Source organism: Bradyrhizobium sp. USDA 3315 (assembly GCF_054056795.1).
This window is the reverse complement of the sequence record NZ_JBSRYP010000001.1, coordinates 8,680,309-8,702,299: the sequence shown is the minus strand read 5'-3', so window position 1 is coordinate 8,702,299 and position 21,991 is coordinate 8,680,309. Positions and strand designations below refer to the sequence as shown.

General features: G+C 64.7%; 21 protein-coding genes. 18 read left to right on the top strand and 3 right to left on the bottom strand.

Annotated elements, in window-relative coordinates; all coding sequences use genetic code 11:
- Positions 1 to 31: 31 nt before the first annotated feature.
- The gene (locus ACVIYL_RS40715) at positions 32 to 1,630 is read right to left on the bottom strand and encodes an ABC transporter substrate-binding protein (RefSeq protein ID WP_456781235.1); all 1,599 of its coding nucleotides are present in this window, start codon (positions 1,628 to 1,630) and stop codon (positions 32 to 34) included.
- Between the two features lie 372 nt (positions 1,631 to 2,002).
- Between ACVIYL_RS40715 and ACVIYL_RS40710 the strand changes: the two genes are divergently transcribed.
- From ACVIYL_RS40710 to ACVIYL_RS40685, 6 genes are all read left to right on the top strand, one after another.
- The gene (locus tag ACVIYL_RS40710) at positions 2,003 to 2,251 is read left to right on the top strand and encodes a DUF6489 family protein (RefSeq protein WP_018270495.1); all 249 of its coding nucleotides are present in this window, start codon (positions 2,003 to 2,005) and stop codon (positions 2,249 to 2,251) included.
- 8 nt (positions 2,252 to 2,259) lie between these two features.
- On the top strand, positions 2,260 to 3,051 hold the full coding sequence (locus tag ACVIYL_RS40705) for an esterase/lipase family protein (RefSeq protein ID WP_456781234.1): 792 nt from the start codon (positions 2,260 to 2,262) through the stop codon (positions 3,049 to 3,051).
- A gap of 59 nt (positions 3,052 to 3,110) precedes the next feature.
- Entirely contained in the window at positions 3,111 to 4,661 is a 1,551-nt protein-coding gene (locus tag ACVIYL_RS40700; protein WP_456781233.1) for a WS/DGAT/MGAT family O-acyltransferase, read from the top strand.
- Positions 4,662 to 4,673: 12 nt separating this feature from the next.
- Positions 4,674 to 5,669, top strand: coding sequence for an alpha/beta fold hydrolase (locus ACVIYL_RS40695; RefSeq protein ID WP_456781232.1), 996 nt, complete (start codon positions 4,674 to 4,676; stop codon positions 5,667 to 5,669).
- Positions 5,670 to 5,784: 115 nt separating this feature from the next.
- On the top strand, positions 5,785 to 9,018 hold the full coding sequence (locus tag ACVIYL_RS40690) for a bifunctional cytochrome P450/NADPH--P450 reductase (RefSeq protein ID WP_456781945.1): 3,234 nt from the start codon (positions 5,785 to 5,787) through the stop codon (positions 9,016 to 9,018).
- A 134-nt stretch (positions 9,019 to 9,152) separates the two neighbouring features.
- Positions 9,153 to 9,827 carry a spermidine synthase gene (locus tag ACVIYL_RS40685; protein ID WP_456781231.1) on the top strand — a complete coding sequence of 225 codons (675 nt, stop codon included), beginning with the start codon at positions 9,153 to 9,155 and terminating at the stop codon, positions 9,825 to 9,827.
- A gap of 65 nt (positions 9,828 to 9,892) precedes the next feature.
- Here the strand turns inward: ACVIYL_RS40685 and ACVIYL_RS40680 are convergent, their stop codons facing one another.
- A complete protein-coding gene (locus tag ACVIYL_RS40680; protein ID WP_456781944.1) occupies positions 9,893 to 10,288 on the bottom strand; it encodes a nuclear transport factor 2 family protein in 396 nt (131 codons plus the stop codon).
- Positions 10,289 to 10,561: 273 nt separating this feature from the next.
- On the bottom strand, positions 10,562 to 11,482 hold the full coding sequence (locus ACVIYL_RS40675) for an alpha/beta fold hydrolase (protein ID WP_456781230.1): 921 nt from the start codon (positions 11,480 to 11,482) through the stop codon (positions 10,562 to 10,564).
- A 178-nt stretch (positions 11,483 to 11,660) separates the two neighbouring features.
- On the opposite strand from ACVIYL_RS40675, the gene ACVIYL_RS40670 reads away from it, so the two are divergent.
- From ACVIYL_RS40670 to paaE, 12 genes are all read left to right on the top strand, one after another.
- A complete protein-coding gene (locus ACVIYL_RS40670; RefSeq protein WP_057017659.1) occupies positions 11,661 to 12,044 on the top strand; it encodes a hypothetical protein in 384 nt (127 codons plus the stop codon).
- Positions 12,041 to 13,123 carry a PHA/PHB synthase family protein gene (locus ACVIYL_RS40665; RefSeq protein WP_456781229.1) on the top strand — a complete coding sequence of 361 codons (1,083 nt, stop codon included), beginning with the start codon at positions 12,041 to 12,043 and terminating at the stop codon, positions 13,121 to 13,123. Before ACVIYL_RS40670 ends, ACVIYL_RS40665 begins: the two co-directional genes overlap by 4 nt.
- Before the next feature lie 26 nt (positions 13,124 to 13,149).
- Entirely contained in the window at positions 13,150 to 13,746 is a 597-nt protein-coding gene (locus ACVIYL_RS40660) for a GNAT family N-acetyltransferase (RefSeq protein ID WP_038383826.1), read from the top strand.
- A 181-nt stretch (positions 13,747 to 13,927) separates the two neighbouring features.
- Positions 13,928 to 14,404: a phasin gene (locus tag ACVIYL_RS40655; RefSeq protein WP_028331816.1), complete on the top strand. Its 477-nt coding sequence runs from the start codon at positions 13,928 to 13,930 to the stop codon at positions 14,402 to 14,404.
- Between the two features lie 238 nt (positions 14,405 to 14,642).
- Positions 14,643 to 15,926, top strand: coding sequence for a DUF445 domain-containing protein (locus tag ACVIYL_RS40650; protein WP_456781228.1), 1,284 nt, complete (start codon positions 14,643 to 14,645; stop codon positions 15,924 to 15,926).
- A 190-nt stretch (positions 15,927 to 16,116) separates the two neighbouring features.
- A complete protein-coding gene (locus ACVIYL_RS40645) occupies positions 16,117 to 16,887 on the top strand; it encodes an esterase/lipase family protein (protein WP_038383823.1) in 771 nt (256 codons plus the stop codon).
- 204 nt (positions 16,888 to 17,091) lie between these two features.
- A complete protein-coding gene (gene paaX / locus ACVIYL_RS40640; protein ID WP_456781227.1) occupies positions 17,092 to 17,961 on the top strand; it encodes a phenylacetic acid degradation operon negative regulatory protein PaaX in 870 nt (289 codons plus the stop codon).
- 76 nt (positions 17,962 to 18,037) lie between these two features.
- Positions 18,038 to 19,030, top strand: a complete 993-nt coding sequence (gene paaA / locus ACVIYL_RS40635) for a 1,2-phenylacetyl-CoA epoxidase subunit PaaA (RefSeq protein WP_456781226.1) — start codon at positions 18,038 to 18,040, stop codon at positions 19,028 to 19,030.
- Between the two features lie 12 nt (positions 19,031 to 19,042).
- Positions 19,043 to 19,330 carry a 1,2-phenylacetyl-CoA epoxidase subunit PaaB gene (gene paaB, locus ACVIYL_RS40630; RefSeq protein ID WP_016842890.1) on the top strand — a complete coding sequence of 96 codons (288 nt, stop codon included), beginning with the start codon at positions 19,043 to 19,045 and terminating at the stop codon, positions 19,328 to 19,330.
- A gap of 143 nt (positions 19,331 to 19,473) precedes the next feature.
- A complete protein-coding gene (gene paaC, locus ACVIYL_RS40625) occupies positions 19,474 to 20,250 on the top strand; it encodes a 1,2-phenylacetyl-CoA epoxidase subunit PaaC (RefSeq protein WP_456781225.1) in 777 nt (258 codons plus the stop codon).
- Positions 20,244 to 20,747 (top strand): 1,2-phenylacetyl-CoA epoxidase subunit PaaD, encoded by a 504-nt coding sequence (gene paaD, locus ACVIYL_RS40620; protein ID WP_375784206.1) that lies wholly within the window; start codon positions 20,244 to 20,246, stop codon positions 20,745 to 20,747. The genes paaC and paaD overlap by 7 nt, the downstream gene beginning before the upstream one ends.
- Before the next feature lie 128 nt (positions 20,748 to 20,875).
- The gene (gene paaE / locus ACVIYL_RS40615; protein ID WP_456781224.1) at positions 20,876 to 21,955 is read left to right on the top strand and encodes a 1,2-phenylacetyl-CoA epoxidase subunit PaaE; all 1,080 of its coding nucleotides are present in this window, start codon (positions 20,876 to 20,878) and stop codon (positions 21,953 to 21,955) included.
- Positions 21,956 to 21,991 lie beyond the last annotated feature (36 nt).

Sequence of the window (21,991 nt, the reverse complement as noted above, 5' to 3'; positions counted from 1 at the left end):
TGCGCTTCCGGGACCCAATTCGCCAGAGCCACTATTCACCCTGCTTGGTCGCCCAGTAGAGCAGCACCTGGTTGTCCGCGCGCTGGGTCAATTTGACCTTTTTCGACACGCCCCACACCAGCGGTTGCTGATGCAGCGGAATGTAGCCGTAATCCTTGATGACGATGTCGTAGGCCTGCTTGATCAACTGGTCGCGCTTGGCAGTGTCGCCCTCGACCAGCACCTTGTCGGTGAGCGCGTCGACTTCCTTGTTGCAATAGCCACCGAGATTGGCCTCGCCCCGGGTGGCATCCTTCGGATCGTCGCGGCAGCCGAGGATGTCGTGCAGCACGTTGTGCGAGTCGGAGGTCGCGGGCGTCCAGCCCAGCATGAAGAACGAGGTCTGGTAGCCGCCGGGCTTCAGCACCTTGGCGAAATACTGCGCCTTCGGCTGCGCCAGCAGGTTCACCTTGACGCCGATGCGGGCCAGCATGCCGACCACCGCCTGGCAGATCGCGGCGTCGTTGACATAGCGGTCGTTCGGGCAGTCCATCGTGACTTCGAAGCCGTTCGGATAGCCGGCGTCGGCCAGCAGCTTCTTGGCACCATCAGGATCGAGCTTCGGCCGGGTGAATTCCTTCGACAGCGGATAGAGCTCGGGGGCGATCATCAACGTCGAGGGGGTCGACATGCCGCGCATGACGCGGGTCTTGATCAGATCGACGTCGATCGTCTTGTAGAAAGCTTCGCGGACGCGGATGTCCTTGAACGGATTCTTGCCCTTGATGTTGGAATACAGCAGCTCGTCGCGCGCCGTATCCATGCCGATGAAGATGGTACGAATCTCCGGCGCGGTCATGACGGTGGCGACGCCGCTGGAATTGACGCGCTGGATGTCCTGGAGCGGAACCGGTTCGATGACGTCGACTTCGCCCGAGAGCAGCGCGGCAACGCGGGTGGCGTCGGAGCCGATCGGGGTGAAGATGATCTCCTTGAGATTATGCTCGGGCTTGCGCCAATAGCCGGGAAACGCCTTGAACACGGTCTTCACGCCGGGCTGGTGGCTCTCGATCGTGAAGGCACCGGTGCCGTTCTCGTGCAGCGCCGCGTAGCTCGGCGTGGTTGCGGAGGCCGGCGTCGGTACAACCGAGTTGTTCTCCTCGCACCACTTCTTGTCCATGATGTACCAGCTATCCCACTGCGAGATCAGGATGGGATTGGGCGAGTCGAGCGTCACGTCGACGGTGTAGTCGTCGACCTTGCTGAACTTGGCGTCGGCCGGGACGTTGCTGAGGAAGTTGGAGCCCTTGGCGCGGACGCGCTCGGCCGAGAACAGCACGTCGTCGGCGGTGAAGGGATCGCCATTGTGGAATTTCACGCCCTTGCGCAGATGGAAGCGCCATTTGGTCGGGCTCAGCGTCTCCCAGCTTTCCGCCAGGGCCGGAATGATCTTGAGGTCCTTGTCGCGCGCGGTGAGGCCTTCGTAGACGTGGGCGTGGTGCGCGATCGTCGTGGTTTCCTTCAGCGTGTAGGGATCCAGCGACTTCAGCTCGCCCTGGTTCGCATACTTCAACGTCTGGGCCGATGCCGGCAAAGCAAAGGCGACGAGTGCGGCGACAGTCGCCGCAAACAAACTCCAACGTACCGACATGTAATCCCGCGTCCCCGTTCTTGTCCGCCGGCTGCTTTGTCCGGCTGGTATTATTGATCCATGTTGCCAGAGTTTACCGGCCGCGCAAGCGCGATTTGCCAAAGGGTTAACCCGTCCGCGCGGGTGCAGCGCAATGAACCGGATTGGAGAATAGGCCGTTGGCGCGAACGCGTGACATTCGACTTTCGGAGTGCCGCTTATCGGTCACGGGAATGATCACCGGCGCGCCTCGAGCAACCGCTCCAAACGGTTTGGTTGACCATAACGGATGATTGGGGCCGACTGCCCCCCGGGGCAGGTACGGCTCGCTTGCGCAACTCGCCCCGTCCCGGCGATACTATGGCGGGCCAGGGCGCATTTGAGGAGGCGGATATGAAAGTCAACGTCGAGATAGATTGTACGCCCCTCGAAGCGCGGCAATTCTTCGGCCTGCCGGATGTGGCGCCGATGCAAACCGCCGTCATGGACAAGCTGCAGCAGCAGATGCTGTCGAACATCGAGAAGATTTCGCCGGAATCGCTGATGCAGAGCTGGTTCACCTTCGATCCGAAGCTCGCCGAGCGCTTCCAGGACATGTTCGTGGCGATGGCCGGCTTCGGCGGCGCGAGCAAGAAGAAATAGTGACCGACATGGACAGGAGCGTTGATGGGACCGAACGCCGGTTGCGCCCGCCGAGCCTGTTCCTGATGCTGGCGGAGGCGCGCGGCGTGCTCGAACTCAACTCGAGCCTGCTGCTGTCGCCCCTCCTGATGCAGGCGCCGAAGGGCGATGGTCATCCGGTGCTGACGCTGCCGGGCTTCCTTGCCAGCGACCTTTCGATGGCGCCGATGCGGCGCTATCTCAAGGAGCTCGGCTACGATGCCTATGCCTGGAACATGGGCCGCAATTTCGGCGGGATTTCCAGCAGGCGGGCTGCGCTGCGCGACCTGCTGAAGCGGGTCCATGAGGCGTCGGGGCGCAAGGTCTCGATCATCGGCTGGAGCCTCGGCGGCGTCTATGCGCGCGACTTGGCGTCGCAGATGCCGGAGCTGGTGCGCTCCATCATCACGCTGGGCAGCCCGTTCGCCGACGACATCCGCGCCACCAATGCGACGCGGCTCTATGAGCTCTTGTCCGGCGAAGCTGTGGGTGACATCCCTGAGATCCGCGCCGCGATCGCCGGCGATATGCCGGTGCCGACGACTTCGATCTATTCCCGCACCGATGGCATCGTGAACTGGCGGACCTCGCGCGTGCGGCCGTCGGCCACCGCCGAGAACATCGAGGTGCATTTCGCCAGCCATATCGGCCTCGGCGTCAATCCCGCGGCGCTGTGGGCGATTGCGGACCGGCTGGCCCAGCCGGAAGGGGAATTCCGGCATTTTGACCGGTCGGGCCCCTTTGCCATTGCCTACGGGCCCGCAGAACAGGCACTATCCTGACCAAACGACGAGAAGCGCCGCCCAAGGCGCCCGCGTAAGTAGGCTCTCGGGAGGAGACCATGAGCGACGCCAAGAAGCTGTCCTCGCTGGACGCATCGTTTCTCTATCTGGAAACGCCGGAAATGCCGATGCATGTCGGCAGCATGGCGATCTTCCGCCTGCCCGACGGCTACAAGGGCGACTTCTTCGAGGAGTTCAAGGCGATGATCGCCTCGCGGCTGCACATCGCGCCGATCCTCAAGGCACGGCTGCAGAAGGCGCCGCTCGATATCGATCATCCGTCCTGGGTCGAGGACGATCAGTTCGACATCGACCGTCACATCTTCCGCGCCAGCCTGCCGGCGCCGCACGATCGCGCGACGCTGGAGCGTATCGTTGGCTGGATGCACGCCAAGCTGTTGAACCGCGCCCGCCCGCTCTGGGAGTTCTATGTCTTCGAGGGCATGAGGGACAACGAGATCGGGCTCTATTCCAAGATGCACCATGCCTGCATCGACGGCGGCGCCGGCGCGGCGCTGACCAGCATGATCTACGACCTGACGCCGGTGCCGCGCGAGATCGAGCCGCCGAGCGCGAAGAGGGTCGCGCAGGAGCCGCGCGACATCGCGGCCAATCTGATCGATGCCTATCAGCAACTCTGGACCCAGCCGTTCGAGGCGGCCGCCGCCGCGCAGAAGAGCCTGGAGCTGCCGCGTTCCGGCAAGAGCGACCTCGGCTCGATCCTGTTCGACAACGCCATGTTCCAGATCGAAAGCGCGGTGAAGTTCGCCGGCTCCATGCCGACGGTCATGAAGAGCCTGTCCGACGTCGTCGCCAAGGTCGCCGATCCGAGATCGCGCGAAAGCCTGCAGGCGATGTCCTCGCCGCCGACCATCCTCAACAAGGCGATCTCGTCCGAACGCAGCTTTGCCGGCACCTCGATCTCGCTGTCGCGTGCCAAGGCTCTGGCGAAGGCGTCCGGCGGCAAGCTCAACGACGTCGTGCTGGCGCTCGCCTCCGGCGTGGTGCGGCGCTATCTGATCAGCCAGGGCGCGCTGCCGAACAAGTCGCTGACGGCAGGTGTTCCGATCTCGCTGCGGGAGGAGGGCAACGCCGAATCCAATAACCAGGTGTTCGGCATGATCTGCTCGATCGCGACCGACATCGAGGATCCCCGGAAGCGGCTGGAAACCATCATCGCGCAGTCGACCAAGTCCAAGGAGATGTCGCATCCGCTGCGCGCTCTGGTGCCGCAGGTCACCAACATCTCGCTGCTGGGCGCGCCGATCCTGGTGCAGATCCTGGCGCTGCTCTACAGCCGTTCCGACCTCTCCAACGTGCTGCCGCCGGCCACCAACATCACGGTCTCGAACGTGCCGGGGCCGCGGCAGACGCTGTATGCGGCCGGTGCCGAGCTGCTGCACATCTTCCCGGTTTCGATCTCGACCCACGGCGTGGCGCTCAACATCACCGTGCAGAGCTACCGCGATCAGCTCGATTTCGGCTTCATCGTGGGCGCCAACATCATTCCCCATGTGCAGGTGATGTGCGACATGCTGCCGCTCGAGTTCGATGTACTCGAGGCGGCGTTCGCTCCCCCGCCTGCGGACATCAAGGGCGCAGCCGAATAAGGATCCCTGTCGATGATTGAAATGCCACCGCTGCAGTTCGCCGAGACGAACGGCATCCGCATGGGGTTTTATGAAGCAGGCCCCAAGACCGACACGCCGCCGGTGGTGCTGTGCCACGGCTGGCCTGAACTGGCATTCTCCTGGCGCCACCAGATCAAGGCGCTGGGCGAGGCCGGCATCCGGGTGATTGCGCCGGATCAGCGCGGCTATGGCGCGACCGACCGGCCGGAGCCGGTCGAGGCCTACGACATGGAGCACCTGACCGGCGACCTCGTCGGCCTGCTCGACCATCTCAAGATCGACAAGGCCATCTTCGTCGGGCACGACTGGGGCGGCTTTGTCGTCTGGCAGATGCCGCTCAGGCATCATCAGCGGGTCGCCGGCGTCGTCGGCGTCAACACGCCGCATTGGGACCGCGCCCCGATGGATCCGGTCGCGCTGTTCCGCCAGCGCTTCGGCGACCACATGTACATCGTCCAGTTCCAGGATCCGGGGCGCGAGCCCGACCGCATCTTCGGCAGCCGCGTCGAGCAGACCTTCGACGCCTTCATGCGCAAGCCGGTGCCGCGTCCGGCGGACGCGCCGCCCGAACAGCCGATCGCCGGCGTCGGCGCCTCGGCGCGGCTCAACCTGGCGTTTCCGCAGATGATCGCGAATTACGACGCCAAGCATGACCCGCGCACGCCGATCCTGTCCGCGGACGAGAAAAAGGTGTTCGTCGACACCTTCACCAAGACCGGCTTCACCGGCGGCATCAACTGGTATCGCAATTTCACCCGCAACTGGGAGCGCTCGGCCGGGCTGGACCATCACGTCCGGGTGCCGTCGCTGATGATCATGGCCGAGAACGACGCGGTGCTGCCGCCCTCGGCCGCCGACGGCATGGAGCGGCTGGTGCCGGACCTCGAGAAGTATCTCGTCAAGGACAGCGGCCATTGGACGCAGCAGGAAAAGCCTGACGAAGTCAGCGCGAAGCTGATCGAATGGCGCAGAAAGCGGTTTGGCTGACGACGGCGTCGTCATTCCGGGGCGATGCGCAGCATCGAACCCGGAATCTCGAGATTCCGGGTCTGGTCCTTCGGACCATCCCGGAATGACTGAGGTTAGAGGGGGCACTTCGAAAATGGCGTCCGGCAACAGACTGAGTCCGATTCCGCATCCGCCGACGAAGCCGGTGGTCGGCAACATGCTGTCGCTGGACTCGACCGCGCCGGTCCAGCATCTCGTCAAGCTCTCCAAGGAGCTCGGACCGATCTTCTGGCTCGACATGATGGGCGCGCCGCTCGTGATCGTGTCCGGTCACGATCTCGTCGACGAGCTCTCCGACGAGAAGCGCTTCGACAAGGCCGTGCGCGGCTCGCTGCGCCGGGTCCGCGCGGTCGGCGGCGACGGCCTGTTCACCGCCGACACCAAGGAGCCGAACTGGAGCAAGGCGCACAACATCCTGATGCAGCCGTTCGGCAACCGCGCCATGCAGTCGTACCACCCGAGCATGGTCGACATCGCCGAGCAGCTGGTCAAGAAATGGGAGCGCCTCAACGCCGACGAGGAGATCGAGGTCGTCCACGACATGACGGCGCTCACCCTCGACACCATCGGCCTCTGCGGCTTCGACTACCGCTTCAACTCGTTCTACCGCCGCGACTACCACCCGTTCGTGGAATCGCTGGTGCGCTCGCTCGAAACCATCATGATGACCCGCGGCCTGCCGCTCGAGGGTCTGTGGATGCAGAAGCGGCGCAAGACGCTCGCCGACGACGTCGCCTTCATGAACAAGATGGTCGACGAGATCATCGCCGAGCGGCGCGGCAGCACCGCCGCGACCGACGACAAGAAGGACATGCTGGCGGCGATGATGACCGGCGTCGACCGCGCCACCGGCGAGCAGCTCGACGACGTCAACATCCGCTACCAGATCAACACCTTCCTGATCGCCGGCCACGAGACCACCAGCGGCCTGTTGTCGTGCACGATCTACGCGCTGCTGAAGCACCCGGAGGTGCTGAAGAAGGCCTATGAGGAGGTCGATCGCGTCCTCGGTCCCGACGTCAATGCGCGGCCAACCTATCAGCAGGTGACCCAACTCACCTACATCACGCAATGCCTGAAGGAGGCGCTGCGGCTGTGGCCGCCGGCGCCGGCCTACGGCATCGCGCCGCTCAACGATGAGATGATCGGCGGCAAGTACAAGCTGAAGAAGAACACCTTCATCACCATCCTGGTGATGGCGCTGCACCGCGATCCCAGCGTCTGGGGCCCGAACCCCGACGTGTTCGATCCCGAGAATTTCAGCCGCGAGGCGGAGGCCAAGCGCCCGATCAACGCCTGGAAGCCGTTCGGCAACGGCCAGCGCGCCTGCATCGGCCGCGGCTTTGCCATGCACGAGGCGGCGCTGGCGATCGGGATGATCCTGCAGCGCTTCAAGCTGATCGACGTGCATCGTTACCAGATGCATCTGAAGGAGACGCTGACGGTCAAGCCGGATGGCTTCAGGATCAAGGTACGGCCGCGCGACGACAAGGACCGCGGCGCGTTCGCCGGCAGCACGGGCGCGGTTGCGGCCGCGCCGAAGGCACCGCGCGCGCCGGCCACGCGTCCCGGCCACAACACGCCGATGCTGGTGCTGTACGGCTCCAATCTCGGCTCCGCCGAGGAGCTGGCGACCCGCATGGCCGATCTGTCCGAGATCAACGGCTTCGCGACGCGGCTGGGTCCGCTGGACGATTATGTCGGCAAGCTGCCGGAGGAGGGCGGCGTGCTGATCATCTGCGCCTCCTATAATGGCGCGGCGCCCGACAACGCCACGCAGTTCGTCAAATGGCTCGATAGCGACCTGCCGAAGGACGCCTTCGCCAAGGTCCGCTACGCGGTGTTCGGTTGCGGCAACAGCGATTGGGCGGCGACCTACCAGTCGGTGCCGCGCTTCATCGACGAGCAGCTCACCAAGCATGGTGCGCGCGCCGTCTATCCGCGCGGCGAGGGCGATGCGCGCAGCGATCTCGACGGCCAGTTCCAGAAATGGTTCCCGGAGGCGGCCAAGGTCGCGACCAAGGAATTCGGCATCGACTGGAATTTCACCCGCACCGCCGAAGACGAGCCGCTCTACGCGATCGAGCCGGTGGCGCAGGGTGCGGTCAACACCATCGTCACGCAAGGCGGCGCGGTGCCGATGAAGGTGCTCGCCAACAGCGAGCTGCAGACCAAGGCTGGCGCTCATCCGTCGGAGCGTTCGACCCGGCATATCGAGGTCGAGCTGCCGGTCAGCCTGAAATACCGTGTCGGCGATCATCTCAGCGTGGTGCCGCGCAACGATCCGACATTGGTCGATTCCGTTGCGCGCCGCTTCGGCTTCCTGCCGGCCGACCAGATCCGTCTGCAGGTCTCCGAAGGCCGCCGCGCGCAATTGCCGGTCGGCAACGCCGTCTCGGTCGGACGGCTGCTCACCGAGTTCGTCGAGCTGCAGCAGGTCGCGACCCGCAAGCAGATCCAGATCATGGCCGAGCACACCCGCTGCCCGGTGACCAAGCCGAAGCTGATGGCCTATGTCGGCGACGACGAGGCGTCGGCCGCGCGCTATCGCACCGAGTTGCTGGCCAAGCGCAAATCGGTGTTCGACCTGCTCGAGGAATATCCGGCCTGCGAGCTGCCGTTCCACCTCTATCTCGAAATGCTGTCGCTGCTGGCGCCGCGCTATTATTCGATCTCGTCGTCTCCGGCCGGCGAGGCGCAGCGCTGCAGCGTCACCGTGGGCGTCGTGGAGGCGCCCGCAAGCTCCGGCCGCGGCATCTACAAGGGTATCTGTTCGAACTATCTGGCGCGCCGCCGCGCCGGCGACACCGTCCACGCCACCATCAAGGAGACCAAGGCGGGCTTCCGCCTGCCCGATGACAATGCCGTGCCGATCATCATGATCGGGCCGGGCACCGGGCTCGCGCCGTTCCGCGGCTTCCTGCAGGAACGCGCCGCGCGCAAGGCGCAGGGCGCGACGCTGGGGCCGGCGATGCTGTTCTTCGGCTGCCGGCATCCCGAGCAGGACTTCATCTATGCGGATGAGCTGAAGGCGTTCGCAGCCGACGGCGTCAGTGAACTCCACACCGCCTTCTCGCGCGCCGACGGTCCGAAGACCTATGTGCAGCACCTCGTCGCCGCGCAGAAGAACCGGGTCTGGGAGCTGATCCAGAAGGGCGCGATCGTCTATGTCTGCGGCGACGGCGGCAGGATGGAGCCCGACGTCAAGGCGACCCTGATGTCGATCTATCGCGAGCGCACCGGTGTCGACACTGACGCCGCCGCGCGCTGGATCGAGGAAATGGGCACCAGGAACCGCTACGTGCTCGACGTCTGGACAGGTGGGTAGGCTCACGCCTTCGTAGCCCGGATGAAGCGAAGCGTAATCCGGGACAGCGTCTTATGCGGACGGGGCAGACCCCGGATTTCGCTTCGCTCCATCCGGGCTACGGCAGAGGTGCCGGCCATGTTACAAGCCGCCGCATGATTCCATGGGAAAAGATCGATACCACGCGCATTCCCGGAACCGAGGGTGAATTGCGTCTGATGCGGCGAGGCCGCGAATTCTCGATCATGCTCGGCACCAACGAGCTGATGAACAGCCGCCTGTCGGGCTCGGAAGAGGCGTTGGCGACGCTTGCCGCGAAGAAGATCGAGAAGGTCGCACGGCCACATTTTCTGATCGGCGGCCTCGGCATGGGCTTTACGCTGCGGGCCGCGCTCGCCGTGCTCGGACCCGAGGCGCGGATCACGGTGGCCGAGCTGGTGCCGGCGGTCGTTGCCTGGGCGCGAGGTCCGATGGCGGAGATTTTCGGCGACAGCCTGAACGATCCGCGCGTGAGCATCCGGGAGGAGGATGTTGCCAGCGTGATCGACCGCCAGCCGCTCGGCTTCGATGCCATCCTGCTCGACGTCGATAACGGGCCCGAAGGCCTGACCCGCAAGGCCAATGACGCGCTGTATGATGTCTCCGGGCTCAAGATCGCACACGCCGCGTTGCGGCGCGGCGGCGTGCTCGCCGTCTGGTCGTCCGGACCGAATGCCAGGTTCCCGAAATCGCTGACCCGTGCCGGGTTCGCGGTCAACGAAATTGCCGTCCGAGCCACCGGCCGGGGCCGCGGTGTCCGCCACGTGATCTGGATCGCGGTCAAGCAATAGCCGGCGTCCCGGCGCGCTCGCCAGCCTGATCATGCCAGTGACTGAGCACAAGCCGTCACGATGCCTTAGAACATCGTGTTGTTGTTGGCGGGATTCTCCGGAACGGGCTGCGCCACGTCCCAGTGCTCGACGATCTTGCCGTCCTCGAGCTTGAAGATGTCGACGATCGCGTTGCCGCGGGTGCCGGGCTCGCGCACGGCGTGGACGTGCAGGATCACGTAGTCGGCGTCGACGAATGAGCGCTTGATCTCGCTGTGCGAGTTCGGAAACTTCTCGCGCAGGAAGCCGATGAACTTGCGGAAGCCTTCCGGGCCGTCGGCCGCGCCGGGATTGTGCTGCACATAGCGGTTGCCGACATAGGCGAGCGCTGCGTCGGCGTCCTTCTGGTTCAGCCCCTTCTCGTAGAACGCCAGCACCGCCTTGCGGTTGGCCTCTTGCTGCGCCTCGCCGGCGGCCGCCATTGCCGATGAAGACGCGAGTGCGAGGAGGAGAGCGGCGACGGCCGTCCGTGGCCGGAGAAGAGTCTTCATCTGGTTGCTCCCGGTGGCTGAGCGGTGGATAGCGCTCTCTACAGCGTCCATGCCGCGCCCGGAAGAACGCACTCACGGCTCACATGGTTACCGGGAGATACCGGAGCCCCGTTCCGATTGAATCGGGACGGGACTCTCGATTCTGGCTTTGAGGCGTTTTCTTCACGCGAACCGGTATCCACTTCGCTCGAAAACGCTCCGGCCTCACGCCGCCTTCGCCGCCGCGCCATGCGCGTGCTTGTCGATGGCGTCGATGATCTGTGGCCACATCGGAATCGGCAGGGCGTGGCCCATGCCCTCGATCATCACGAGCTTCGCGCCCGGGATCGAGACCGCGGTGTCCTTGCCGCCTTCGGGATGCACCAGCGGATCGATGGTACCGTGGATCACCAGCGTCGGCGCCTTGACGCCGCGCAGGCGCTCCTTGCGGCTGCCGGAGGCGAGGATGGCGCGGAGCTGACGGCTGACGCCCTCCGGATTGAGGCCGCGCTCGAAGGTGCGCCGCGCGCGTTCGGGATCGAGCGCCTCATCTTCAGGGAACGAGCCGTTACGCAGGACTTTCCAGGTCTGCCCGAAGCGGACGAAATACTCTTCCTTGCTCTTCGGCGGCGGCGCCATCAGCACCGCGGTCGCCTCGCGGGTCGGCCCCGGGATCTTTGGATTGCCCGTGGTCGACATGATCGAGGTCAGCGAGCGCACGCGCTCGGGAAAGGTGATCGCAACCTCCTGCGCGATCATGCCGCCCATCGATGCACCGACCAGATGCGCGGTGCGGATGCCGAGCGCATCCATCAGCCCGATCGTATCCCTCGCCATGTCGGCCAGCTTGTAGGGCGCTGCGACCGGGATCTTCAGGAAGCGGAGCTTGAGCAGTTCGAGCGCGGTCAGCCGCTTGCCGCCGCTCAGGCGGGAGGATTTGCCGATATCCCTGTTGTCGAATCGGATGACGTGAAAACCGCGCGCGGCGAGCTGGCGGCAGAACTCGTCGTCCCAATGGATCATCTGGGCGCCGAGGCCCATGATCAGGAGCAGCGGCTCGGCATTCGCATCGCCAAACATCTCGTAGCAGATGTCGATGCCATTGGCGCGGATGATCTGCGGCGGCTGATGGGCGAGCGTGGTCACGGGCGTCCCCTGCTGGTGTCGCGGTCAGGAACCTCTATGCCACGGATTGACGCAGCGCAGAAGAGCCTCGGCGTCGCTGGTCGCGCCGCGCAGTTGACCGATCAGCAGCAACAGTGTCGTATGGCAGAAACAAATGGAAGCGCGGCAAGCGCTCGAAATTGGTGTGGAGGAGCGCCGCATGGCCGACAAGGGCAACGACCCTGCCGTGATCTGGCAGACGATGATTGGCGAGATGGAGAAGGGGTTCAACTCCTTCGGCAACCAGCTCATGAGCTCGCCGGAATTTTCCAAGGCGATGAACCAGGCCGGCGGCGTTGCGGCCGGCGCGCAGAAGCAGCTCGGCGAGCTGATGGAGAAATATCTGCTGGCGATGAACCTGCCGAGCCGCGCCCAGCTCGTCGGCATGGCGGAGCGCCTGCAATCGATGGAGAACCAGCTCAACGAGATCAAGACGCTGCTGCAGCAGGTGCACCACAATTCGCTGGCGCCGGACGACGGCCACGGCGCAACGCCGCGGCCACCGCGCACCAAGCAGCCGCCAGCGGAGGGAGGCAGCAAATGAATGCTCCCACCCCCTTTGATTTCGCCTCGATCTCCGAGCGGGTCCAGTCCGAGGTGCAGCGCGCGATCCAGCGCAGCATCAAGGGCGTCGAGTATTTCTCGAGCTCCGGCCCGTCGCTCGGCTCGACGCCGAAGGACGTGCTGTATTCGCGCGGCACCATGAACCTCTATCACTACCGGCCGCTGGCCAGCGAAGTCTATCGCGTGCCGGTGCTGATCGTGATGGCGACCACCAACCGCGGCTACATCCTCGACCTGGTGCCGGGGCAGAGCTTCATCGAATTCCTGCTCAGGCGCGGCTTCGACGTCTACATGCTGGACTGGAGTGCGCCGAAGCCGGAGGAAAAATCGCTGCGCATGGAGGATTACGTCCTCGACTTCATTCCGGAATCGGTCCGCCGCGTGCAGCAGGATTCCGGCGAAAAGGACGTCTCGGTGATCGGCTATTGCTTCGGCGGCGTGCTGTCGCTGCTCTACGGCTCGATCTTCAACGACGGGCCGATGAAGAACCTGATCTGCTTCACCACGCCGATCGATTTCCGCGAGATGAAGCTGTTCTCGAATTTCGCCGACCGCCGCTATTTCGACGTCGACCGCCTGATCGACAGCACCGGCAACATGCCGCCCGAACTGATCCTGCAATCGTTCGACATGTTGCGGCCGGCCGCGCGTGTCGTCGGCCAGATCCAGCTCTGGGACAACATCTGGAACGACGAGTTCGTCAAGTCGTACCGGATGTTCGATCGCTGGGCGACCGACACGCTGCCGCTCGCGGGCGAATATTTCCGCGCCATCACCAAGGACCTGATGTGGGACAACAAGCTCTACAACGACACCATGACCGTCGGCGGCCGCGAGGCAAAGCTTGCCGACATCAAGGTGCCGATCCTGCACGCGGTCGCCGAGCACGACCACATCGTGCCGTATGATGCGGCAAAACATCTGATCACCAAGATCGGCTCCGAGGACAAGGAGGAGGTGATGCTGAAAGGCGGTCACGTCTCGCTGGTCGCCGGCGCCAACGCAATCAAGCGGCTGTGGCCGAAACTGGACTCCTGGCTGGGCAAAAGATCGACCTAAGAAGGGTCGACTTGAGAGAGATCGACATGACCGAACAACGTTCCTATCCGCGCCGCGTCAAGACCGAGGCGGGCGACATCGAGTTTCGCCTGATGATTCGGGACCACGAGGCCGCGGTGCTGGCTTTCGCGCAAAAGCTGCCGACGCATGATCTCTTGTTCCTGCCGCGCAACATCAGCCAGCCGAAGGTGCTGTCGGCCTGGATCAACGAGATCGAGCGCGGCGACATCACGAGCCTGCTCGCGATCAAGGACGGCAAGGTGGTCGGCTGCGGCACCCTGGTGCGCGATCCGCATTCCTGGTCGCCGCATGTCGGCGAGATCCGGATGGTGGTGTCGCTCGACGTGCGCGGGCAGGGCGTCGGCCGGGCATTGTCGCAGGAGACCTTCGCCATCGCGCTCGGTGCCGGGCTGGAGAAGTTCTCGGTGCAGATGACCGTCGACCAGCGGGCGGCGATCGCGCTGTTCGAGAGCCTCGGCTTCAAGGCCGAGGCCCTGCTGCGCGACCATGTCCGCGACGTCGAGGGCAAGACCCACGACATTGTCGTGCTGGGGCACAATGTGGCGCAGGTCCGGGCACAGATGGAGGCGTACGGGGTCTCTGACGCGGTAAGCGGTAATTAGAAACCGTTTGATGCCGGTTCACTAGGCAATCTGCCGGACATTCATGCTGTTCACAGGTTCGTGATATCGCGCTGCAACATAGATGTTGCGGTGCATCATGAGGCGTGTCATAACACCGTTGCCCCGGGCCAAACCGGACGGGGTGAGCCCATAGCTCAAACCTGAGGATGGAGAGACCCCAATGACCACCGAAACCAATTCCGTGCTGAACAGCGTCAAGGAAGCCTTCGCGCCCGTCACCGAGGCGTTCACCAAGCTTCAGAACCTGGAAGTTCCGGAAGCCGCCCGTGAGTTCGTGAAGAAGCAGGCCGAGGCCGCCAAGACCCGCGCTGCCGATGCCTATGCCGGCTCGGAGAAGGTGACCAACGTGATCGAGTCCGCTGTTGCCGGTTCGGTGACCGAAGCCGCCAAGATCAGCCGCAACATCCAGCAGGCGATCTACCAGGACGCCGAGGCGTTCTTCGCCGGTATCGACAAGCTCGCGTCGGCCAAGTCGCTGAGCGAAGCCGCCCAGATCCAGTCGGAGCTGGCCCGTGCGCGTGGCGAACTGTTCGTCTCGCGGGCGAAGGCCACCACCGAATATCTCGGCAAGCTCGTCACCGACGGTGCGAAGACCGCGCAGGACAACTTCGCCAAGGTCTACGGCAAGACCGCCTGATCGCGGCCGCGCTGACCAACTGCCCTTTTCGAAGGCCCGCCATTTTGCGGGCCTTCTTTTTTGGCGGTGTCCTTCATAACTCATGTATCCATCGTCATTCCGGACGACGCGAAGCGGCGATCCGGAATCTCGAGATTCCCCGGTGCGCAATTGCGCACCTGAGGTTCGTGCTTCGCACGCCCCGGAATGACGGCGGTGCGGCTATGCTATGCTTCGTTCGTCACCCCTGCGAAACCCCATGACCCTTCCCGCCGCCCTCATCGCAACGCCTGTCGACGTCGAACGCGCGGCCGAGCTGCGGCGCGTCAAGTGGCTGGCGACCGGCGTGCTGGCGGCAACCTTCATCATCTTCATCGCAGCGAAGGCGCTGCTGCCGGTGCACCCGGTGTTCGGTTTCATCGCGGCATTTGCCGAGGCCGCAACCATCGGCGGGCTCGCCGACTGGTACGCCGTCGTCGCCTTATTCAAGCGGCCGCTCGGCCTGCCGATCCCGCACACCGCGATCATCCAGAGCAATCAGGCGCGCATCGCCGAGAAGCTCGGCGAATTCATCGAGAACAATTTCCTGGAATCCGGGCCGGTCGAGGCCAAGCTGCGCGAGATCGATTTCGGTTCGTTCATCGCCGACTGGCTGCGCGACCGCAAACGTTCGGAGGATCTCGCCCGCTTCGTGCTGCGGATGCTGCCCGAGGCATTCGCGGCGACCGAGAGCTCGGGGTTGATGCAGTTCATCAGCCGCCGCGTCACGACGCAGGTGCTCTCGATCGACCTCGCGCCGCTTGCGGCCGGCGCGCTGCGCGGCTTCGTGCAGGAGGGCAAGCATGGCGGCCTGCTCGACGACATCCTGCGCGTGCTGCACCAGACGCTGACGCAGCAGGAGACCATGGCCGTGATCCGCGACAAGGTCCGCGCCGAGATGCCGACGCTGCTCAGGCTCTATCGTGCCGACAAGTTCGTGGTGAACCGGATCATCGCGTCCGCCACGAAGTTCTTCGAGGAAGTGCGCAACGATCCGCAGCATCCGTTCCGCGGCGAGTTCGACCGCATGCTGCTGTCCTTTGTCGACCGGCTCGGCAGCGACAAGGCGTTCGCCGATCGCATCGATGGTCTCAAGCGCGATTTGATGGCGCGGCCCGAGCTTGCCAATCTCGGGCGCACCATCTGGGCCAACGTCAAGGACTTCATCGAACGCAGCGCCTCGGGTGAGTCGCAGGTGCTGCAGCATCAGCTGGCGCGAATGTTGGTCGAGGCCGGCGACGCGCTCGACGGCGACACCGACCTGCGCGGCGAGATCAATCAGGGCCTCGTGGCCATCCTGCGCACCGTCGTCGCCGAGCAGAAGAGCGGCGTCTCCGGCTTCATCGCCGACCAGATGAAGAGCTGGGACATGGAGCAGCTGATCTCCCTGATCGAGGTCAATGTCGGCAAGGATCTGCAATACATCCGCTTCAACGGCGCGCTGATCGGCGGGCTTGCCGGCTTTGCGCTTTACACCCTGGAATACACGCTGCGGCTGCTGTGACCGATTGAGCACGAACGTCACTTTAGTTGTGGCAAGTGTGACCCGGACCGCTTGCACGAAAGTGTCCGGTTCCCTAGCTTTTCAGGACAGATTGTTGCGTTGCGGAACGATTCCGCCGGGTTCGCGTCAACTCCGTTGACCTATTCTCGTTGGTCCCATTGCCGGCGGCCCTGCCGGAAGAGGAGCTGAAATGTCCGTTGCTGCGCAGACGCTACGCCCGCCGTCCAGGACGCTGATGTTTCTGGAAGGCCGCGCCATTCATGAGCTCGGCGCCTTTCTTGGTGCATTGCCGTTGCTCAGCCTCGCGCCGCGCGGCGATGGGCATCCGGTGCTGGTGCTGCCGGGGCTGATCGCTTCCGACATGTCGACCCGGCCGCTGCGCGACTTTCTCAGGAGCAAGGGCTACGCCGTCAGCGGCTGGCGCCAGGGCCGCAATCTCGGGCTTCGCGCCGGCGTGCAGGACGGGATGGTCGACCTGCTGCAGGAGATGAATGAAACCACCGGCCGCAAGGTCTCGGTCGTCGGCTGGAGCCTCGGCGGCCTCTATGCGCGCCAGCTCGCCAAGATGATGCCGGAGCGCGTGCGCCAGGTGATCACGCTCGGCAGCCCGTTTGCCGCCGGCCCGAAGTCGACCAACGCCTGGCGCGTCTATGAGATGGCCAGCGGCCGCCGCGCCGATGAAGAGGATTCGCGTTTCGGCGGCTCGCTCGCCAGCGCGCCGCCGGTGCCGACCACCGCGATCTTCAGCCGCACCGACGGCGTCTGTGCCTGGCAGGGCTGCCGCGAGCAGTCCTCGTCGATGACCGACAGCATCGAGGTCGAGAGCAGCCATTGCGGCATGGGTCATCACCCGGCCGTGGTCTACGCGGTCGCCGATCGGCTCGCGCAGAAGGAAGGCGAGTGGGCACCGTTCGATCGCAGCGGCTGGCGCAGCATCGTCTATCCGGATCCCAATCGCTGACTTGCTTGCCTCGCCCCGTTTGCGGGGAGAGGCCGGATCGCATGAAGCGCAGCGCAATGCGATCCGGGTGAGGGGGAGTCTCCACGAGCGCAACTCGCACCGTGATTGCGGAGAGCCCCCTCATCCCGACCTTCTCCCTGCACGCGGGGAGAAGGAGAAGAACCCGCATTGTCGTGAATCGACAAAACGCGCTATGCGTTGGGCATGCCACAGCCGCTTGCCCGCATCGTCGATCAGCTGAAGCGCGAGCCGTCACGCACCGGCTCGATCATCATCACCGTGTTCGGAGATTCCATCGTGCCGCGCGGCGGCTCGGTGTGGCTCGGCACGCTGCTCGAATTCTTCAAGTCGCTCGACATCGACGGCAATGTGGTGCGCACCGCGATGTCGCGGCTCGCCGCCGACGGCTGGCTCGAGCGCAACAAGGTCGGCCGCAACAGTTTTTATCGGCTGAACGCCAAGGGCCGGCAGACCTTCGACACCGCAACCCGGCACATCTACGATCCGCCGCCGTCGGACTGGACCGGCCGCTTCGAGCTGTTGTTGATCGGCAATGCCGAGGACCGCGACGCCGCGCGCGAGGCGTTGAAGAATGCCGGCTTCGGCAGCCCGCTGCCCGGCGTGTGGGTCGCGCCGTCGGGCGTGCCGATCCCCGATGAAGCATCGCGCGCGATCCGGCTCGAAGTCTCCGCGGAAGATGACAGCGGACGCCGGCTGCTCAGCGAGAGCTGGCCGCTCGACCGCACCGCGGACGCCTATCTGAAGTTCATGAAGACGTTCGAGCCGCTGCACGGCTCAATCATCCGCGGCGAGACGCTGAGCGACGCCGACGCCTTCACCGCGCGCATTCTCTTGATCCACCATTACCGCCGCGTCGTGCTGCGCGATCCGCTGCTGCCTTATCAGCTGTTGCCGAAGGATTGGCCGGGCAGGGCGGCGCGCAAGCTCTGCGGCGAGATCTATCGCGGGCTGCTTTCGCCGTCGGAACAATGGCTTGACGACCACGCAACCAACCAGGACGGGCCGCTGCCGAAGCCCAACGGGGCGGTGGCGCGCCGTTTCGAGGGTGTCTGAACATATTACAAAAACTTCTTGCATTCGAAAATTTGTGTTATACATTGCTGCCTAACAACACATTGGGAGGTCGGCCATGTACACGCAGGCGCTCAACTCATCCGACGGCGACGATCGCGGCGTCGAGGATGCCGCCCGTGCCAGTCAGTTCCAGGCCCGCATCGATGCCGACGAGCGCATCGAGCCGAACGACTGGATGCCCGCCGCCTACCGCAAGACGCTGACGCGGCAGATTTCCCAGCACGCCCATTCCGAAATCGTCGGCATGCTCCCCGAGGGCAACTGGATCACCCGCGCGCCGTCGCTGCGCCGCAAGGCTGCGCTGCTCGCCAAGGTGCAGGACGAATGCGGCCACGGCCTCTATCTCTACGCCGCCGCCGAGACGCTCGGCACCTCGCGCGAGGAGCTGGTCGATGCGATGCTATCGAGCAAGGCGAAATATTCCTCGATCTTCAATTATCCGACGCTGACCTGGGCCGACATCGGCACCATCGGCTGGCTGGTCGACGGCGCGGCGATCATGAACCAGATCCCGCTGTGCCGCTGCTCCTACGGCCCCTATGCGCGCGCGATGATCCGCGTCTGCAAGGAGGAATCGTTCCACCAGCGCCAGGGCTTTGAGATCATGGTGACGCTGTGCCGCGGCACCGCGGAGCAGAAGGCGATGGCGCAGAACGCGCTCGATCGCTGGTGGTGGCCGGTGCTGATGATGTTCGGTCCGCCGGACCAGGTCAGCCAGCACAGCGACACCTCGACCAAATGGAAGATCAAGCGCTTCTCCAACGACGAGCTGCGCCAGAAATTCATCGACGCCACCGTCCCGCAGGCCGAATTCCTGGGCCTGACGATCCCCGATCCCGGCATGAAGCAGAACGCAAACGGCAATTGGGAACACAGCCCGATCGACTGGGACGAGTTCAAGCAGGTGCTGGCAGGCAACGGCCCCTGCAATCGCGATCGTCTCGCCGCGCGCCGCAAGGCGCATGAGGAGGGTGCCTGGGTGCGCGAGGCCGCGATGGCCTATGCCGAGAAGCGCAAGCGCCGCCAGCTCGCGCAAGCCGCAGAATAAGGGAGCGCCGAGATGGCCACGCCGAACGTTCCGCTCTGGGAAGTCTTCATCCGCAGCCGCAATGGCCTGGCGCACAAGCATGTCGGCTCGCTGCACGCGGCCGACGCGACGCTCGCCCTGCAGGCCGCGCGCGACATCTACACCCGCCGCGGCGAGGGGCTGTCGATCTGGGTGGTGCCCTCGAACGCGATCACCGCGTCCGATCCGTCCGAGAAGGGCATGATGTTCGAGCCGGCGGAATCCAAGATCTACCGCCACCCGACCTTCTACGACGTCCCCGACGAAGTCGGGCACATGTGAATTTCACCCGTCATGGTGAGGAGGCGCGCAGCGCCGTCTCGAACCATGACGCCCGATCGTAACCGCGGCCATCCTTCGAGACGCCTGCTGCGCAGGCTCCTCAGGATGACGTCGAGCAAGTGGATGCAGGTGGAATAGAGAACATGGCGACCGTCAACATCGAAGTCTCCGAAACGCCGCTGGTGCTCTACGCGCTGCGCCGCGCCGACGACGCGCTGATCCTCGGCCATCGGCTGTCCGAATGGTGCGGCCATGCGCCCGCCATGGAAGAGGACATGGCGCTCGCCAATATGGGCCTCGACCTGCTCGGCCAGGCTCGTGAGCTCTACACCTACGCGGCCAAGGTCGAAGGCCGAGGCAACGACGAAGACAAGTTCGCCTATCTGCGCGACGTCAGGCAGTATCGCAATCTGCTGCTTGTCGAGCAGCCGAACGGCGGCTTTGCTCGCACCATGGTGCGGCAATTCTTCTACGCGGCATTCGCCGATCTCTACTGGCGCGCGATGATGGCCTCGTCCGATCCGACGCTCGCCGCGATCGCGGCGAAGTCGGAGAAGGAGAGCGCCTATCATGTCAGGCATTCGTCGGAATGGATCGTCCGTCTCGGCGACGGCACCGAGGAGAGCCATCGCCGCGCGCAGGATGCGATCGACGACCTCTGGGCCTATACCGGCGAGATGTTCGCGGTGGACGATGGTGAGCGCAGCCTGATCGACGCCGGCATCGCGATCGATCCCGCGGCGCTGCAGCCGCGCTGGCGGAAGACGGTCACCGGCATCATCAAAGAGGCGACGCTGTCGTTGCCGAAGAGCGATTGGATGCAGCAGGGCGGCCGCAGTGGCAGCCACAGCGAACATCTCGGCCATCTCCTCAGCGAGCTGCAATCGATGCAGCGGACCTTTCCGGGGGCAACATGGTGACCGTCGCGCTCAGCGATGCCGATCTGCGCCGGCGCGCCTGGAGCGCGGCCGCGCAGGTGGTCGATCCCGAAATCCCGGTGCTGACCATCGCCGATCTCGGCGTACTGCGCGATGTCGCGGTCCACGACGGTCATGTCGAGGTCGCGATCACGCCGACCTATTCCGGCTGTCCCGCCATGAACATGATCGCGCTCGAGATTGAGCTCGCGCTGGAGCGCGAAGGCATTCATAGGCCGAAGGTCCGCACCGTGCTGTCGCCGGCCTGGACCACCGACTGGATGAGCGAGGACGGCCGCCGCAAGCTGAAGGAGTACGGCATCGCGCCGCCGCTGCCGGGCTCCTCGCGCCGCGCGCTGTTCGGCGAGCAGGCGGTCGCGTGCCCGCAGTGTGGCTCGGGAGATACCGAGCTGCTCTCCGAATTCGGCTCGACTTCCTGCAAGGCGCTGTGGCGCTGCAAGAGCTGCCGTGAACCCTTCGATTACTTCAAGTGTCATTGACTATGATGTCGTTATTTGCCGCCAAGGCCGTCATTGCGAGCGAAGCGAAGCAATCCATGCTTCGGCGTACGCTGAGCGATGGATTGCTTCGTCGCTTCGCTCCTCGCAATGACGGGGAGAGATAAGCGATGTCCCTTACGCCACGATTCCACCGCCTATCCGTTAGCGACCTGCGCCGCGAGGCGTCGGACGCAATCTCGATGACCTTTGCGATCCCCGACGATCTGCAAGGCGACTACCGCTTCACCCCGGGCCAGTATCTGACGCTGCGCACCACGATGGACGGCGAGGAGGTTCGCCGGTCCTATTCGATCTGCTCCGGTCCCGACGACGGCGAATTGCGCATCGCAGTGAAGAAGGTCGACGGCGGCGCATTCTCGAACTGGGCGGCCGAGGAATTGAAGCCCGGCGACGAGCTCGACGTGATGACGCCGACCGGCCGTTTCGGCGTCGCCCACGCGCCGGGCGAGGCGCGGACCTATGTCGGCTTTGCCGCCGGTAGCGGCATCACGCCGATCCTCTCGATCATCAAGGGCGTGCTGGCGCGCGAGCCGGACAGCCGCTTCTTCCTTTTCTACGGCAACCGTTCGACCGAAGGCGTCATGTTTCGCGAGGCGTTGGAGGAGCTGAAGGACCGCTTCATGCAGCGGCTCTCGGTATTCCACGTCATCTCGGGCGAGGAGCAGGACATCCCGATCCTGCACGGCAGGCTCGACGGCGAGAAAGTGCGTGTGCTGCTGCGCTCGCTGGTGCCGGCCGAGACGGTCGATCACGTCTTCGTCTGCGGTCCGGCCGCGATGAGCGAGACCATCGAGGCGACCTGCCGCGAGATCGGCATCGCCGACGAGCGTATCCATGTCGAACGCTTCGTGTCGGAATTCGGCGGCAAGCCGCGGGCGAAGGTCGTCGTTCCGGCCGGCGCGCCGCCGAAGGCGATTGCCGGGCTGATCATCGACGGCAAGCGCCGCGAGGTCCCGGTGGCCGACGGCGAGTCGATCCTCGACGCCGCGCTGCGCGCCGGCATGGACCTGCCGTTCGCCTGCAAGGGCGGCATGTGCTCGACCTGCCGCGCCAAGCTGGTCGAAGGCGAGGCGCCGATGGACCTGAACTATTCGCTGGAGCCGTGGGAGCTGAAGGCGGGGTTCATCCTCACCTGCCAGGCCAAGCCGTGCTCTGAGAAGGTCGTGGTCGACTACGACCACGTCTAGTTGTTGATTGTCATTCCGGGGCGCGAAGCGAACCCG